The 14,615-nt window shown below is 73.2% G+C and carries 16 protein-coding genes; 4 read left to right on the top strand and 12 right to left on the bottom strand.

The window, feature by feature from the left end; all coding sequences use genetic code 11:
- Nucleotides 1-2 precede the first annotated feature (2 nt).
- From BRM1_RS02585 to dop, 5 genes are all read right to left on the bottom strand, one after another.
- Nucleotides 3-377 carry an FKBP-type peptidyl-prolyl cis-trans isomerase gene (locus BRM1_RS02585; protein ID WP_268527887.1) on the bottom strand — a complete coding sequence of 125 codons (375 nt, stop codon included), beginning with the start codon at nt 375-377 and terminating at the stop codon, nt 3-5.
- A 53-nt stretch (nt 378-430) separates the two neighbouring features.
- Nucleotides 431-1,390, bottom strand: coding sequence for an FKBP-type peptidyl-prolyl cis-trans isomerase (locus BRM1_RS02590; RefSeq protein ID WP_268527890.1), 960 nt, complete (start codon nt 1,388-1,390; stop codon nt 431-433).
- Between the two features lie 89 nt (nt 1,391-1,479).
- Nucleotides 1,480-2,958 carry a Pup--protein ligase gene (gene pafA / locus BRM1_RS02595; protein ID WP_160952368.1) on the bottom strand — a complete coding sequence of 493 codons (1,479 nt, stop codon included), beginning with the start codon at nt 2,956-2,958 and terminating at the stop codon, nt 1,480-1,482.
- Nucleotides 2,955-3,146, bottom strand: a complete 192-nt coding sequence (locus BRM1_RS02600) for a ubiquitin-like protein Pup (RefSeq protein WP_268527893.1) — start codon at nt 3,144-3,146, stop codon at nt 2,955-2,957. The genes pafA and BRM1_RS02600 overlap by 4 nt, the downstream gene beginning before the upstream one ends.
- A gap of 1 nt (nt 3,147) precedes the next feature.
- Nucleotides 3,148-4,689, bottom strand: coding sequence for a depupylase/deamidase Dop (dop, locus tag BRM1_RS02605; protein WP_268529675.1), 1,542 nt, complete (start codon nt 4,687-4,689; stop codon nt 3,148-3,150).
- Between the two features lie 36 nt (nt 4,690-4,725).
- Between dop and BRM1_RS02610 the strand changes: the two genes are divergently transcribed.
- On the top strand, nt 4,726-5,109 hold the full coding sequence (locus BRM1_RS02610) for a DUF3054 domain-containing protein (protein WP_160952370.1): 384 nt from the start codon (nt 4,726-4,728) through the stop codon (nt 5,107-5,109).
- Nucleotides 5,110-5,130: 21 nt separating this feature from the next.
- Here the strand turns inward: BRM1_RS02610 and arc are convergent, their stop codons facing one another.
- Genes arc through BRM1_RS02625 form a run of 3 tightly spaced genes read right to left on the bottom strand, consistent with a single transcriptional unit; the run spans nt 5,131 to nt 9,140 of the window.
- Entirely contained in the window at nt 5,131-6,849 is a 1,719-nt protein-coding gene (gene arc, locus BRM1_RS02615) for a proteasome ATPase (protein WP_268527895.1), read from the bottom strand.
- Entirely contained in the window at nt 6,846-7,928 is a 1,083-nt protein-coding gene (locus BRM1_RS02620; RefSeq protein WP_160952371.1) for a tRNA (adenine-N1)-methyltransferase, read from the bottom strand. The genes arc and BRM1_RS02620 overlap by 4 nt, the downstream gene beginning before the upstream one ends.
- Nucleotides 7,929-7,979: 51 nt before the next feature.
- Complete coding sequence (locus BRM1_RS02625; protein WP_268527899.1) at nt 7,980-9,140, bottom strand: site-2 protease family protein; 1,161 nt, start codon at nt 9,138-9,140, stop codon at nt 7,980-7,982.
- Nucleotides 9,141-9,183: 43 nt separating this feature from the next.
- On the opposite strand from BRM1_RS02625, the gene BRM1_RS02630 reads away from it, so the two are divergent.
- A complete protein-coding gene (locus tag BRM1_RS02630; protein WP_268527902.1) occupies nt 9,184-10,008 on the top strand; it encodes a RecB family exonuclease in 825 nt (274 codons plus the stop codon).
- Here BRM1_RS02630 and BRM1_RS02635 read toward each other — a convergent pair.
- The gene (locus BRM1_RS02635) at nt 9,971-10,654 is read right to left on the bottom strand and encodes an HAD family hydrolase (protein ID WP_268527904.1); all 684 of its coding nucleotides are present in this window, start codon (nt 10,652-10,654) and stop codon (nt 9,971-9,973) included. The two genes, BRM1_RS02630 and BRM1_RS02635, sit on opposite strands and share 38 nt — an antisense overlap.
- Nucleotides 10,655-10,676: 22 nt before the next feature.
- On the opposite strand from BRM1_RS02635, the gene BRM1_RS02640 reads away from it, so the two are divergent.
- Nucleotides 10,677-11,516 carry a proteasome assembly chaperone family protein gene (locus tag BRM1_RS02640; protein ID WP_160952374.1) on the top strand — a complete coding sequence of 280 codons (840 nt, stop codon included), beginning with the start codon at nt 10,677-10,679 and terminating at the stop codon, nt 11,514-11,516.
- A gap of 6 nt (nt 11,517-11,522) precedes the next feature.
- Here BRM1_RS02640 and mshC read toward each other — a convergent pair whose 3' ends face one another.
- From mshC to BRM1_RS02655, 3 genes are read right to left on the bottom strand one after another with little or no spacing between them, the layout of a single operon-like run.
- Entirely contained in the window at nt 11,523-12,779 is a 1,257-nt protein-coding gene (mshC, locus tag BRM1_RS02645; protein WP_160952375.1) for a cysteine--1-D-myo-inosityl 2-amino-2-deoxy-alpha-D-glucopyranoside ligase, read from the bottom strand.
- A 29-nt stretch (nt 12,780-12,808) separates the two neighbouring features.
- Nucleotides 12,809-13,642, bottom strand: coding sequence for an SCO1664 family protein (locus BRM1_RS02650; RefSeq protein WP_268527907.1), 834 nt, complete (start codon nt 13,640-13,642; stop codon nt 12,809-12,811).
- Nucleotides 13,639-14,211 carry a DUF3090 domain-containing protein gene (locus tag BRM1_RS02655; RefSeq protein ID WP_268527909.1) on the bottom strand — a complete coding sequence of 191 codons (573 nt, stop codon included), beginning with the start codon at nt 14,209-14,211 and terminating at the stop codon, nt 13,639-13,641. Before BRM1_RS02655 ends, BRM1_RS02650 begins: the two co-directional genes overlap by 4 nt.
- Nucleotides 14,212-14,250: 39 nt before the next feature.
- Here BRM1_RS02655 and BRM1_RS02660 point away from each other — a divergent pair, with 39 nt between their 5' ends.
- A complete protein-coding gene (locus tag BRM1_RS02660; protein ID WP_268527911.1) occupies nt 14,251-14,568 on the top strand; it encodes a hypothetical protein in 318 nt (105 codons plus the stop codon).
- Nucleotides 14,569-14,615: the final 47 nt, after the last annotated feature.

Raw genomic sequence — 14,615 nt, forward strand, 5'->3', positions numbered from 1 at the left:
GCTCAGACCGCGTCGACGAGGTCGCAGACGAAGACGAGGGCGTCACCGGGGGCGATGACGCCCGGGACGCCGCGCTCACCGTAGGCCAGGGCCGCCGGGATGCGCAGGGTGCGCCGGCCGCCCACGCGCATGCCCAGCAGGCCGCGGTCCCAGCCCTCGATGACCTTGCCGGTGCCGACGGTGAAGCGCAGCGGCTCCCCGCGGTCCCAGCTTGCGTCGAACTGCTCGCCGGTGGACTGCGCGACGCCCACGTAGTGGACGGCGACGGCATCGCCGGGCTGAGCCTCGCGGCCCTCGCCGACGATGTCGTCGATGATCTCCAGTTCGGTGGGCGGGGTCTCGCCGGGGAAGTCGACCTCGGGCTTCGTGCGGTCCATGGTGTGCTCCTTGGGTGGGCGGTTGGGTGCGGGGGGGGTAGGCGCGGGCCGGGTCAGCCGGCGGCGGAGAGGATGTCGACGACGAAGACGAGGGTGGAGTTCGCCGGGATCGAGCCGCTCTCCTGTGCACCGTAGCCCTTGTCCGGCGGCACGACGAGGAGGATCTGCGAGCCTACCTTCTTGCCGACGACGCCCTCGTCCCAGCCGGCGATGACCTCGCCGCCGCCGGTGGTGAAGCTGAACGGCTGGCCCTTGTCCCAGCTGGAGTCGAAGGTCTTCGTGTTGTCGGTCCAGAGCCAGCCGGAGTACTGGACGCTGACCTTCTGGCCCTTCTTCACCTCGGCGCCCTTGCCCTCGATCACGTAGTCCGACACGAGGGAGGTCGGCGCCTTGCCCTGGGGTTTCGCGATGGAGGGCTTGCCCTTGGCGTCGCGGGTGACCTTCGGCATCGCCTTCGCGGGGGCGACGGCCTTGCCCTCGGCCTTCGTGTAGGTCTTGGGCGCGTTCTCCTGCTTGACGATGTCGATGATGTAGACGAGCGTCTGGGCGGCTTCGCCCTGCTGCGCGCTGCCCTGCATCGCGACCGCGATGCGCGAGCCGACGGGCTGGCCCTCGAGCGCGGAGTAGAGGTCCTCGCTGATGCCGTTCTCCTTGTCCATGGGGAACGTGGCGGGCTTGCCCTGGTCGTAGGTCGAATTGGCGACCTTGCCGGTGGTGCCGGAGACCATGGTGATGTTCGCGCTCACCTGCTTGCCGGCGGCGAGCTTCTCCCCCGAGCCCGTCACGAGCGTCTTGTGCGCCGGCTTGGCGATGACGAGGGGGGTGGGGAACTCCACGGAGGGCTTGGCGTCGGGCTTGCCCGTGACCTTGACGGCGTCGAGCGAGTCGGCCGCCGCGGACTGGGAGCCGCTGGCCTGGGGCGTCTCGCCCCCGCCCTCGTCGTCCCCGTTCCCACCGCAGCCGGTGAGGGCGAGCACGGTGACGGCACACGCGGCGAGGATTCTTCTGCGCACGGATTTCCTTCCTGAGGCGGTCAGCTGCGGGCCGCCGGGCATGAGGGGGCTGAAGGGGCGGGCGTTGGCCTGTGGGCGCGGCCTGACGGTCATGGCGCGGGCGGGCCACTGGGCGCGGTGTCGGCGCGCAGTGCGGCGATGAGGGCCGTCGCGGGCTCGCTGGCGTGGGCGAAGGGGTCCTTGAGCACGACGGCGCGCTGGGCGTGGTCGTTGAGGCGCAGGTGCACCCAGTCCACCGTGTAGTCCCGCCGCGCGTCGTGGGCGGCGGCCACGAAGTCGCCGCGGATCGCGGCGCGGGTGGTGGCGGGGGCACAGTCCTTGGCAGCCTCGATCGCAGCGGCGTCGACCACCCGGGCCGCGAGGCCCGCGGCCTCGAGCCGGGGGAAGAGCCCGCTGCCGGGGGTGAGGTCGTGGTAGGCGACATCGAGGCGCTGGACTCGCGGATCGGCGAGCCCGGCCTCGGAGCGCTCGAGGTAGCGGTCGATGAGCTTCTTCTTGATGACCCAGTCGATCTCCGTGTCCACGGCGGAGAAGTCACCGGTCTCGAGGGCTGCGAGCATCCGCTCCCAGCGGTCGATGACCCGTGCCGCGGCCGCGTCGTCGCCCAGGCTGTGGTCGCCGGCGGCCACGAGCGCCGCGGCGCGCTCCAAGTAGCGGCCCAGCAGCTCGCGTGCGGTCAGGGTGGCCCCGGAGCGCAGCTCGAGCACCGTGGAGCCCGTCAGGTCGCGCGCGATGCGGCGGATGTCGCGGATCGGGTTGCGCAGGCTGAGGTCCTCGAGCGGCACGCCGGCCTCGATGAGGTCGAGGACGAGGCCCGCGGAGCCGACCTTGAGCTCGCTCGTCGTCTGCGACATCGAGGAGTCGCCCACGATGACGTGCAGGCGACGGTACTTCTCCGCGTCCGCGTGCGGCTCGTCGCGGGCGTTGATGATGGGCCGCGAACGGGTCGTGGCCGAGGACACGCCCTCCCACATGACGTCCGAGCGGGCGGAGAGGCCGTAGACGAGCTCGCCGGTGCGCACCGGCGGCGCCTGGCCGGCGCTCGGGGCGCGGTTCGCATCCGCGGGGGCGATCTCCGTGCTGATCCCGGCGGGCAGCACCGCACCGGCGCCCACGAGGAGCTGGCGGGCGACGAGGAACGGCAGGAGCACGCCGGTGAGGTGCTTGAAGTCCACGCTGCGCCGGATGAGGAAGTTCTCGTGGCTGCCGTAGGAGTTGCCGGCGGAGTCCTTGTTGTTCTTCACGAGGTGCGCGGTGCCGGCCGCGCCCTCGTCGGCCAGCGCATCCTGGGCGCGGCCCAGGAGGTCGACCATGATGGCCTGGCCCGCGCCGTCCTGGGCGACGAGGTCGGGCAGCCGGTCGCACTCCGCGGTGGCGTACTCCGGGTGCGAGCCCACATCGAGGTAGAGCCGCGCGCCGTTGGGCAGGAAGACGTTGGACGACCGGCCCCAGGCGACGACGGGGCGGAACAGGTAGCGGGCGATCTCCTCGGGGCCCAGCCTGCGGCCGGATTCGGAGGGGGTGAAGGCGATGCCGTATTCGGTCTCAAGGCCGAAGATGCGCTTCACTGGCCGCCCTTCTGGACGAAGTTGCGCACGAAGTCCTCGGCGTTGGTCTCCAGCACCGAGTCGATGTCGTCGAGGACGTCGTCGACGCCCTGCGTGTTCGCCTGCGCCTGCACCTGGCCGAGCTCGGCCGGCTCCTCGCCGTGGTCCGAACCGCCGCGCGGCTGGGCGCGGAACTGCTCCTGGCTCATCTCAGACCTCTCCTTCCGTGGTCGTGTCCCCCAGTCTAGTGACGCCGAGCGCCCGCAGCAGTGACGGGGCGTCGCGGGCCCCGGCGATCCGCTCCTCCAGCAGCGCGCGGGTGCCCTTGAGCGGGTACTTCATGGGCACGCGCACCAGCCCCCCGTCCACGGAGAACACGAGCGAGTCCCAGCTGGCGGAGACGAGCTGCTGGCCGAAGCGCTCCACGGCTGTGCCGCGCAGCCACGCCCGGGTGTCCGCCGGCGGCTCCACCGCGGCCCGCGCCACCGCGGCGTCGTCGGTGAGGCGCCGGATCCGACCGGCGGCCTCGAGGCGGTAGAACAGGCCCTTCTCCGGGCGCACGTCGGCGTACTGGACGTCGATGAGCGCGAGCTTCGGGTGGTCCCATGCGAGGCCCTCGCGCCGGCGGTAGCCCTCGAGGAGCGAGAGCTTGGCCACCCAGTCGACGGAGTCGGCGAGCTCCATGGGATCGGTCTCGAGCGCGGTGAGGAAGCGGCGCCACTCGGCGAGCACTTCGGCGGTGGCGGCGTCCGGCTGCGCACCGGCGGCGGCCTCACACGCCTCGAGGTAGGCCCGCTGGACTGCCAGGGCGGTGGTCTGCGTGCCGTCGGCCAGGGCGAGGGGCCGGGCCAGGGTGAGGTCGTGGGAGACATCGCGCAGCGCCTGGACGGGGTCGGCGAGCTCGCAGGCGGGCGCCAGGCCCTCCTCGATGAGGCCGAGCACCAGGGCGGTGGCCCCGAAGCGCACGAGCGTCGCGGGCTCGGCGAGGGTAGCATCGCCGACTATGACGTGGAGCCGGCGGTACTGGGCGGGATCCGCGTGGGGCTCGTCGCGGGTGTTGATGATCGGCCGGCGCAGGGTCGTCTCGAGCCCCACCTCGGCCTCGAAGAAGTCCGCGCGCGAGGACAGCTGGTAGCCGGGCTCCTCGCCGGACATCCCGAGGCCCACGCGCCCTGCGCCGCACAGCACCTGGCGGGTGACGAAGAACGGGGTGAGGCCCGCGACGATGTCGTCGAACTCGACGCTGCGGTCCACGAGGTAGTTCTCGTGCGCGCCGTAGGACGAGCCCTTCGAGTCCGTGTTGTTCTTGTAGAGGTTGACCGGCTCCGGGCTCTGGGCCAGCGCGCGGACCGCCTGGAGCGCCACGAGGTCGCCGGCCCGGTCGTAGAGCACGAGGTCGCGGGGGGTAAGCACCTCCGGGCACGAGTACTCGGGGTGGGCGTGGTCGACGTAGAGCCGTGCGCCGTTCTCCAGCACCACGTTGGCCAGGTACTGCGATTCCGGCTGCGCGTCCGGCAGGTGGGTGAGCTGGGAGGTGTGCGCCTCGGCGACGTTCATGAGGAACCCGCGCGCATCGGCCAGCGGCGACTCGGCGGCGAAGTCCCAGAAGCTCTGCGAGGACTTCAGTCCGCGAGGGCCGGCATAGGCGTCGACGACGCGCGCCGAATCGCGCATCGGATTGGCCCGCGGGTTGCCCTGCTGCCAGATGCCGAACTCCGTCTCCGCGCCCATCACGCGCCGCGCGCTCACCATGGCGTCTCCCCTCATCGGTCCGTCTACACTCTAAGCGTGCCTGCTAAGAGAACCTCGCATCTGCCCGTCGCCCTGCTCGTGGACCTCGTGCTCGTCGCCGTCTTCGCGGTCGTCGGGCACTACACCCACGAGCACAGTCTCGAGGTCGCGGGCCTCGTGCGCACCGCCTGGCCGTTCCTCGCGGCGCTCGCCGCGGCGTGGGTGCTCAACGCGGTCTGGTCCGCACCGCTCGCGCCGCTGCGCACGGGCGCCGGGATCTGGGCGACCACCGTGCTCGTGGGCATGATCATCCGCTTCCTCGCCGGCCAGAGCGGCACCGGGATCCCCGGCACGTTCCTCATCGTCGCGGCCTCGTTCAACCTGCTCACGCTCGTGGGCTGGCGGCTCATCGCCACCGCCGTCGCCGGCCGCTCGCGCTGAGCGGCCGGCGCCGCGCGGGCCTCACAGCACGGTGGGGTCCGGGGTGCCGGTGACGGCCGCGCCCGCCTCCGGCGCCGAGGCGCCGGCCGGGCCGCGCTCGGCCGCGGGCTCGAGCACGACGGGCGCGGCGGGCTCGTGGTCGATCATCCGCAGGTGGGTGACCCGCTCGCCCTTGCGCCCGGAGATCCGGGCCCACTCGTCCGGGTTCGACGAGTTGGGCATGTCCTCGTGCTCGAGGAACTCCTCGCCGATCGCCTGGTCGAGGTGCTCCCAGCGGATGCCCCGCTCGCCGGTGGACAGCAGCGACTTGATCGCGTGCTTCTTCGCGCGGTCGACGACGTTGGCGATCATCGCGCCGGAGGCGAAGTCGGCGAAGTGGAGGAGCTCGCGGCCGCCGTCGGCGTAGGTCAGCTCGACGAACTCGTTGGCGGCACTGGGTTCGAACATGCGCTCGACGCAGCGCTCGATGAGCGACTCGACGGCCCGCTGGCGGGCCTCGGGCCCGTCCGAGCCCGCGAGCACCGAGGGGTGCAGGGGCAGCTCCGGGGTGAGGTACTTCGAGAAGATGTCGACGGCGGCGGCCGCGTCGGGGCGCTCGATGCGGATCTTCACGTCGAGCCGGCCCGGGCGCAGGATCGCGGGGTCGATGAGGTCCTCGCGGTTCGAGGCGCCGATGACGATCACGTTGTCGAGCCGCTCGACGCCGTCGATCTCCGCGAGGAGCTGCGGGACGATCGTCGTCTCCACGTCCGAGGACTTGCCCGTCCCGCGGGTTCTGAACAGCGACTCCATCTCGTCGAAGAACACGACGACGGGCGAGCCGGCGGTGGCCTTCTCCCGGGCGCGCGAGAAGATGAGGCGCAGCTGGCGCTCGGTCTCCCCCACGTACTTGTCGAGCAGCTCGGGGCCCTTGATGTTGAGGAAGTAGGAGCGCTGCGGCTGGCCCGTGCGGCGCTGCGAGATCGAGTTCGCCACGGCCTTCGCGATGAGCGTCTTGCCGCAGCCGGGAGGGCCGTAGAGGAGGATGCCCTTGGGCGGCTTGAGGCCGTGCTCAGTGTAGAGCTCGGGGTGCTCGAACGGCAGCTCGACGGCGTCCTGGATCATGTCGATCTGCGCCTGCAGGCCGCCGATGTCGCTGTAGGAGATGTCCGGGACGGTCTCGAGCAGCAGTGAGGCGACCTCCGGCTTCTCCACCTTCTCCGCGGCGAAGTGGGTGCGGGTGTCCACGAGCACCGCATCGCCGGGCCGGACGCCCTGGGCGGCCAGGGCGCCGGTGAGCCGGTAGACCTGCTCGTCGTCGCCGGGAGCGCCCACGAGGATGCGGTCCGAGCCGATCCGCTCGCGCACCGTGGCGACGGCGCCGGCCTGCGGGTAGTCCGCGGCCTCGAGGGCCACGAGGCTCTCGGACAGGCGCACGTCGATGCCGGGCACGAGCGAGGCGAGGTCGAGGTCCGGGGCGATCGCCACGCGCATCCGGCGCCCGGCGTAGAGGACGTCGAGGACGTGCGCGCCCTCGGCGAGCTCGATGACCTCGAGCACGGTGGCGTAGGAGTTCGGCGGCTCGCTGAGCCGCTCGGCCTCGCCGCGGATGCGCACGAGCTCCTCGCGCGCTGTGCGCAGCGTCTTGCTCAGGGCCTCGTTGCGCTGGCCCGCGGTGAACAGCTGCTGGCGCAGCGCCGCGGAGTCCTTGCGCAGCCGGTCGAGCTCGGTGTCCGTGCTCCGGTCCGAGGCCTGTGTCATGCTTCCTCCCGATTCGTGCCTGTAGTGTTCTCTGCGGTGCCGGGGCCCGGTGCGGGCGGGTCGCCCGCTGGCGCGCCGCTGCCGAGGTGGCGCCCGCGCCGGCCGGCGTCCCGGACCGCGCGGCGCAGCTTCTTGGGCGTGGGCTCCCGCTGTCCAAGGGAACGCTCCGTGACCTCGCCGGATTCCCATGCGGCGCGATCGGCCGCGCTGGGCTCGGTGCCCTGGGGCCGCTTGCGCCGCTCGAGCGGTCGCTCACCGGGCGCGAGGAGGCGCGCGGTGAGGAGGAAGCCCGTGTGGGCGATCATGCGGTGCTCCGGCCGCACGGCCAGCCCCTCGAGGTGCCAGTCGCGCACGGTGGACTCGAAGGCGTGGGCCTGGGCGTAGCGGCCCGAGGCGCGGATGGCCTCCGCCGTGCGCGAGAGCTGGGGCACGGTGGCGACGTAGACGATGAGCGTGCCGCCCGGTGCAAGGGCCGTGGAGACCGCGTCGAGGCACTCCCAGGGCGCGAGCATGTCGAGCACGACGCGGTCCACCTCGCCGGGCCCGAAGGCCCGGGGCAGCTCGGCTGCGAGGTCGCCCACCGTGAGGTCCCACGCGGGGTGGGGGCCGGCGAAGAAGTCCTCCACGTTGCCGCGGGCGATCGCGGCGAACTCCTCGCGGCGCTCGAACGAGTGCAGGCGGCCCCCGTCGCCCACGGCGCGCAGCAGCGCGAGCGTGAGCGCGCCCGAGCCCACGCCGGCCTCGACCACGGTGGCCCCGGGGTAGATGTCGCCGAGCGTCACGATGAGGGCGGCGTCCTTGGGGTAGACGACGGCGGCCCCGCGTGGCATGGAGAGGACGAAGTCCTCGTAGCTGGGCCGCAGCGCCTGGTAGGCGATGTCGCCGGAGTTGTGCACGACGATGCCCTCGGGGCGCCCGATGAGGTCGTCGTGGGCGATGATGCCGCGGTGGGTGTGGAACTCCTGGCCCGGGGTGAGGAGGATCGTGTGCATCCGGCCCTTGGGGTCCGTGAGCTGGACCTTGTCGCCGGCGCGCAGCGGGCCGCGGCGGTCGGCGGCCCCAACGGGAGAAGACGTCATTTGGCCTACCTTAGTCGGCCCGCCGCGGTGCCCGGCAGCCGCCCGCCCGGCTCAGTCGGCGAGCAGCTCGTCGTAGAACTCCTGGAGGTCGATGACCCCGGTGAGCGTGCTGCCCTCCATGACGAGGCAGAACGCCGCCTTGGGCCGGTGCGTGAGCGACTCCAGGAGGTGCGGTGCGGTGATGGAGTGCGGCACGCCGATCCAGGCCCCCAGGGGGTGCATGAACTCGTGGACCTGGCGGCCCTCGAGGTCCGGGGCGCGGGAGGCCGCCCGGCGGTCGAGCAGCCCCGAGGGCAGGCCGCGGGCGTCGAGCACGACGACGAGGGTGGCGGTCTGCGAGGGCTGGGCGTCGGCCACGCGCAGCGTCTGGTCGACGTCGGCGTCCCAGGCCGCGGCGATCGCGGGCTGGATGACCCGGTCGAGGTCGTAGGTCTCCATCCGCTGCGCGCGGCGCGCGTGGGCCGCGGCATCGCCGGCGGAGAACCACAGCATGACGGCGATCGCGGTGGTCCAGGCGACGGTGATGAGATCGGGCCGCTGACCGGAGAGGAGGGGCACGACAACCGCAGCGAACACGAAGGCCAGCGCGATGAGCCGGCCCACCCAGCTGGCGAGGATCGTGCCGCGGTACTGGCTGCCCGTGGCGCGCCAGATGAGCGCCTGGAGCGCCCAGCCGCCGTCCAGCGGGATGCCCGGGAGCAGGTTCATGATGCCCAGGGCCCCGTTGGCGACTGCCACCGCGAGGAGCAGGAGCCAGCCCGCGGTCCACGGCGGCAGCGCGTAGAGCCCCCAGACGGCCGCCCCCGCCAGCACGATGTTGACCAGGGGGCCCACGATCGAGACGATGAAGCTCGTCGTCGCCGCGCGGCGGGTGTCCTCCTCCGCGCGCGGGGAGAACTGGGTGAAGCCGCCCCAGATGTTGAGCTCGATGCCGGCGACCTGCTGGCCGCTGGCGCGGCCGGCCACCGCGTGCGCGAGCTCGTGGAGGAAGACGGAGGAGAACAGCAGCACCGCGTAGCCGAACGCGATGCCCCACGCCAGCGGCCAGCCCAGGCCCGGGGACATGCGCATGATCCACGGGGCGAAGAAGACGGTGATGACGACCGCGGCGACGAACCAGGACCAGGCGAGCACGATCGGCGCACCGAACACGCGGCCGACGACGAGGCCGCGGGGCGCACCGGGATTGCGCGTCGCGCTGGAGGAAGGCATGGGGGCCATCCTAACGTCCGTGCACCTCGCTAGAGTTGGCGGCATGGCCGAACTCCTCGCGCTCTCGCCCTCGCGGGCCAACGACTTCGTGCAGTGCCCGCTGAAGTTCCGCTTCCGCACCGTCGACCGCCTGCCCGAGCCGCCCTCGCCGGCCGCCTTCAAGGGCACGCTCGTCCACGCCATCCTCGAGCGCCTCTTCGACTTCCCCGCCGCGCAGCGGACCCGCGAGACCGCCGGCGGGCTCATCGCACCCGAGCTCGAGCGCCTGCTCGAGCGCGATGCCGAGGCCGCCGAGCTGTTCCCCGACGAGGCCGCGCGGGTCGCGCTGCGCGCGCAGGCCGACGCCCTCGTGGGCACGTACTTCTCGCTCGAGCTGCCCGACCGCCTGGAGCCGGCGGCCCGGGAGAGCTTCGTGAGCGCGCCCCTGGACAACGGGCTCGTGCTGCGCGGCTTCATCGACCGGGTGGACGTGGCCCCGGGCGGCCAGGTGCGCCTCGTCGACTACAAGACCGGCAAGCAGCCCAAGCCGCAGTACTCCCGCGAGGCGGACTTCCAGATGCGCTTCTACGCGCTGCTGCGCTACCGCACGGACGGCGAGCTCGCCCACACGCTCCAGCTCATGTACCTGGGCTCCGGCAGCGTCAAGGCGATGCACCCGCAGCTGGCGGACGTGGAGCGCACCGAGGCGGAGGTCCTCGACATCTGGTCCGACATCACGGCCAGTGCGGAGTCCGGGACGTGGCGCCCGCGCAAGTCCCCGCTGTGCGGCTGGTGCCACTTCAAGCCGCTGTGCCCCGCGTGGGGCGGCACTCCCCCGCCCGCGCCGCCGATCACCCGGATCGCGGGCCGCGACCTGCTGGCCGGCTGAGCTCCTCCAGGCCGCGGGCGTCGAGTCCCGCGAGCGTGGGCGCCAGGATGCGGCCGGGCGCGGGCTGAAGCGGCACGAGGTGCGGGATGCCGATGGCCCGCGTGCCCGCCGCCTCGGCGCTCGCGAGGCCCGGCACGGAGTCCTCGAGCGCGATGCACTGGCCGGGCTCGAGCCCCAGCGCGTGGGCGCCGAGCACATAGGGGGCGGGATCGGGCTTGCCGGCAGGCACCTCGTCGCCGGCGATGAGCGCGGCGAACGAACCGGGCGGGCAGGCCGCGACCACGGCCTCGGCGAGCCTGCGGTAGGACATCGTCACGAGCGCGCACGGGACCCCGGCGGCCGCGAGGTCCGCGAGCAGCTCACGGGCGCCGGGCCGGAAGGGCACGTGCGCGCGGACCTGGGCGATGACGGCGTCGAGGAGGTGCTCGACGATCGCCTCGGCCGGCAGCTCCAGGCCGTGCTCGCGCATGATCTGCGCGGAGACCAGCAGCTCGTTGCCCACCATGAGCATCCCCTGCTCGTGCGACCACGGGAGGCCGTGGGCGGCCATGAGCCGGCCCTCCGCGGCCATCCAGTACTGCTCGGTGTCGACGAGCGTGCCGTCCATGTCCCAGAGCACCGCGGCATAGCTTCGGAAGGGATCCATGGCCTCAGCGTAGTCTTGGCCCATGAGCTTTCTGCCCGGTGCCAGCGGCCGCCTCGTCGTCATGAGCTTCCGCGGCTGGAACGATGCCGCGGACGCCGCCTCGGACACCGCCCGCCACCTCGTCGAGGAGTGGGGCCTGGAGCTGGCGGGCATCCTCACGGACGAGGCGTTCTACGACTACACCGTCATGCGCCCGCTGACCGTGCGCGACGAGGACGGCAGGCCCGAGCTCGTGTGGCCGGCCTGCTCGTTCTACCGGGGCACGGTGCCCGGCACAGCGCTCGAGGCGCTCGTCATCATCGGCTTCGAGCCGAACTTCCGGTGGCAGGAGTTCGCCGGCCAGCTGTGCGGTGCGCTCAGCGCCGAGGACAGGGTCGTCCTGCTGGGCGCCCTGCTGGCCGATGTCCCCCACGTGCGCCCGCTGCCGGTCTCCACGACGTCGGAGGACGCGGAGCTGGTCGACGACGAGACGGTCTTCGCCTCCGAGTACGAGGGCCCCTCGGGCATCACGGGGGTGCTCTCGACGATGCTGCTCGAACGCGCGATCCCGACGGTCTCGCAGTGGGTCGCCGTGCCCGCCTACGCCGGCGCCTCGCCCTCGCCCAAGGCGGTGCTCGCGCTGCTGAGCGCGTTCGAGGACGTCACGGGCCTCGTCGTCGCCCAGCGCGCGCTCACGGAGGAAGCCCGCGCCTGGGAGACGGGCACCGACGCGCTCGTCGCCGAGGACGAGGACCTGGCCGAGCACGTCGAGGCGCTCGCCGGTGCGATGGACGCCAGCGAGCTGCCGGAGGCCTCCGGCGAGGTCATCGCCCGCGAGTTCGAGCGCTACCTGGAGCGCCGCCGCCGCGACGGCGGCAAGTAGCCCCCCTCAGGAGCCCGCGAGGTCGACGCCCAGCAGCGCGTCGACAGCCCGGACCACGCGGGCCGCATCCGCGCCCGCGCCCTCGGCATGGGCATCGGCAGGATGGGCCTCGGCGGCCCAGCCGTCCACGGCCGCAAGTGCGGCCGGGGCGTCGAGGTCCGCGGCCAGGGCGGCCCGGATCGCGGCGCTGACCTGCGCCGCGGGGGTGCGCGAGCCGCGCGCGGCGGCGGTGCGCCACGCGGCCAGGCGCTGCTTGGCCGTGGCGAGGACTGCATCGTCGTACATCCAGTCGCTGCGGTAGTGGTGGGCCAGCAGCGCCAGGCGGATCGCCATCGGGTCCTCGCCCGCGGCGCGCAGCTTCGAGACGAGCACGAGGTTGCCCTTCGACTTGCTCATCTTCTCGCCCTCGTAGCCCACCATGCCCGTGTGGACGTAGGCCTGGGCGAACGGGATGCCGGTGAGCGCCTCGGCGTGGGCGGCGCCCATCTCGTGGTGGGGGAAGATGAGGTCCGAGCCGCCGCCCTGGACGCTCAGCGGCAGGCCGGCGTGGTCGCGGGCGATGAGCGCGCACTCGATGTGCCAGCCCGGCCGGCCCGCCCCCAGGCCGCCCCCGGGCCAGCTGGGCTCGTCCGGGCGCGCCGCGCGCCACAGGAGGGCATCGAGCGGATCCTCCTTGCCGGGGGTGTCCGGGTCTCCCCCGCGCTCGGCGAAGGTGCGCGCCATCTCCTGGGCGTCGTAGTGGGACTCGGAGCCGAAGGGCGGCTCGACGGGCGTGGCGACGCGGTAGTAGACGTCCCCGCTGGGCAGCGTGTACGCCGCGCCGGAGGCCAGGAGGGCCTCGACGCCCTCCGCGATCTGGGGGATGGACTCCACCGCGCCCACGAACGCCTGCGGCGGGATGACGCGCAGCGCCTCCATGTCCGTGCGGAAGAGCTCGATCTGGGACTCGGCGAGCTCGCGCCAGTCCACCCCGGTGGCCGCGGCGCGCTCGAGGAGCGGGTCGTCGATGTCCGTCGTGTTCTGCACGTAGACCACGTCGACGCCCGCATCGCGCCAGGCGCGCACGAGGAGGTCGAAGGCGACGTACGTGGCCGCGTGCCCCAGGTGCGTCGCATCGTAGGGGGTGATTCCGCACACGTAGAGGCGGGCGGGCCCGTCCTCCCCCACCGGCTGCACCTCCCCCTGCGCGGAGGTGCTGTAGACGGCGGGCTTGATGCCCGCGTCGTCGAGGGCAGGGACCTGGGGTGCCGACCAATCTCTCACCCGCCCAGCATAGGGGCTGGACTCGGACCCTACAGCGGCGGCCAGGGAATCGGGTAGCGGTGCGCGGGCGGCTCCGGCAGCGCGCCCGCGGCCAGCAGCGCGCGGGCGCGGGCCTGGAGCGCTGCGATCTCCGGGGCCGCCAGCAGCCCTGCGAGCTCACGGGCCGCAGCCCCGTCCGGGTCCGCAGCGCGCTGCGTGGCGGCGGTCTCCGCCGCGCTCAGCGGCGCCCCGGCGAAGCCCCACAGGACGGTGCGCACCTTGTCCTCCGCGTGGAAGCACAGCCCGTTGTCGATCGCCCACAGGCGCGGCTGGGCGGGTGAGAAGGCGAAGTCGCCGGCCACGATGTGGCTGGCCTTGCGGTCGGCGTTGTTGGCCAGCGCGTCGAAGAACGCGAGGGCCCGCAGCCGCTCCCAGGGCGCGTGGGCGACGAGCACCTCGGCGCCGTCCTCGGTCTGCGCGGCGAACACGGGCGCCCACCCGGCTGGCACCTCGGCCGGGGCGAAGACGCCCACGGGCTCGGCGGCGTCCGGGTCCGGCTCCACGTAGGCCTGGAGGGAGCCGGGGCCCAGCGGGGCGTCTGCGCGCAGCACAGTGGGCGGCACGACGTCCGTGCCCAGCTGAGCGTCGAGGACCGCGGCGGCGGCCTCGCGGCCGGCGAGGCTGCCGGCGGGGAAGTCGTGCAGGGGCCGCTCGCCGGCGATGGGCTTGTAGACCGCGCGGCGGACCGTGGGGCCCAGGGCGGCGAGCACGAGGCGGGTGTCGTTGGAGGCGCCGGGGATCCGGCCCAGGTCCGTGAGCTCGCCCCGGGCGAGCAGGTCCCGTGCCGCGCGGGCCCGCTCGCCGGCCGCGGGGGCCCGGCTCACCGCGGAATGCCGTTGGCGCGGGGGCAGAGGTGGCCCTCCGGGTCGAGCGGGAGGGCGCAGAACGGGCAGTCGGCGCGCCCGGCGCTGACGACCTGGTCCGCGCGGCGGGCGAATTCGCGTGCGGCCGGCCCGGTGAGGATGACGCGCAGCGCGGCGCGCTTCTCGTCCTCGGCATCGTCCTCGGGGTCGGCGGTGACCCCGGCCTCGGTGTCCTCGGCGGTGAGCTCGAGGCACTCGACGAGCAGGTGGTCCTCGGCCGTGTCCCAGCCCAGGCTCATGGTGCCCACCCGGAACTCGGGGTCCACGGGCATCTCGAGTCCGGCGTTGTCCGCCAGCTCCGGATCCGCCGCGGCGGGCACCGCCCGGCCGGCACCGCCGCGGGCGCGGACCATGTCGAGGAGCTCGTTCATCCGCTCGCCGAGCATCTCCACCTGCTCCTTCTCCAGGGTCACGGTGACCACGCTGCCGTCGCCGACGGCCTGGAGGAAGAATGTGCGCTTGCCGGGCAGGCCGACGGTGCCGACGACGAAGCGGTCGGGATGGGAGAAGGTGAAGCTGCGGGAGGCCATGGCTCAAGCCTAGCGCCCGAGGCGGGCTACAATGGGGCCATGAGCCAGGATCCGGCAGTCGCACTCGAAGAGTTCCTCAGCGCCGTCCGCCAGCACTTCGCGGCCGCGGCGCACCGCACCTCCGATACGGACCCGCGCGTCCAGGCGGCCTATATGGCGCTTGCCGATGCGTTCGAGCTCTACGAGGACGCCCTCTACACCGCCTATGACGAGGTCACCCCGTTCGAGCTCTTCGACGATGTCGAGGATGCCCGCGAGGACGGCGACGACGAGGACGACGACGATGAGTTCGACGACCAGGTGGACCTCGGCGAGGACGCTGACGAGGCCGACGAGCAGGACGACGACGAGGACTGAGCCCGCCGGGGCGCTGCCTGCCGGGGCACCGCCTGCCGGGGCGCTGC

Source organism: Brevibacterium sp. BRM-1 (genome assembly GCF_026802075.1).
GTDB classification, from domain to species: domain Bacteria; phylum Actinomycetota; class Actinomycetes; order Actinomycetales; family Brevibacteriaceae; genus Brevibacterium; species Brevibacterium rongguiense.

What these genes read in the sequence shown, in the direction of transcription:
- BRM1_RS02585 (WP_268527887.1), bottom strand. Translation starts at nt 377, where the DNA reads ATGGACCGCACGAAGCCCGAGGTCGACTTCCCCGGCGAGACCCCGCCC.
- BRM1_RS02600 (WP_268527893.1), bottom strand. Translation starts at nt 3,146, where the DNA reads ATGAGCCAGGAGCAGTTCCGCGCCCAGCCGCGCGGCGGTTCGGACCAC.
- dop (WP_268529675.1), bottom strand. Translation starts at nt 4,689, where the DNA reads ATGGTGAGCGCGCGGCGCGTGATGGGCGCGGAGACGGAGTTCGGCATC.
- arc (WP_268527895.1), bottom strand. Translation starts at nt 6,849, where the DNA reads ATGACACAGGCCTCGGACCGGAGCACGGACACCGAGCTCGACCGGCTG.
- BRM1_RS02620 (WP_160952371.1), bottom strand. Translation starts at nt 7,928, where the DNA reads ATGACGTCTTCTCCCGTTGGGGCCGCCGACCGCCGCGGCCCGCTGCGC.
- BRM1_RS02625 (WP_268527899.1), bottom strand. Translation starts at nt 9,140, where the DNA reads ATGCCTTCCTCCAGCGCGACGCGCAATCCCGGTGCGCCCCGCGGCCTC.
- BRM1_RS02630 (WP_268527902.1), top strand. Translation starts at nt 9,184, where the DNA reads ATGGCCGAACTCCTCGCGCTCTCGCCCTCGCGGGCCAACGACTTCGTG.
- BRM1_RS02635 (WP_268527904.1), bottom strand. Translation starts at nt 10,654, where the DNA reads ATGGATCCCTTCCGAAGCTATGCCGCGGTGCTCTGGGACATGGACGGC.
- BRM1_RS02640 (WP_160952374.1), top strand. Translation starts at nt 10,677, where the DNA reads ATGAGCTTTCTGCCCGGTGCCAGCGGCCGCCTCGTCGTCATGAGCTTC.
- BRM1_RS02655 (WP_268527909.1), bottom strand. Translation starts at nt 14,211, where the DNA reads ATGGCCTCCCGCAGCTTCACCTTCTCCCATCCCGACCGCTTCGTCGTC.
- BRM1_RS02660 (WP_268527911.1), top strand. Translation starts at nt 14,251, where the DNA reads ATGAGCCAGGATCCGGCAGTCGCACTCGAAGAGTTCCTCAGCGCCGTC.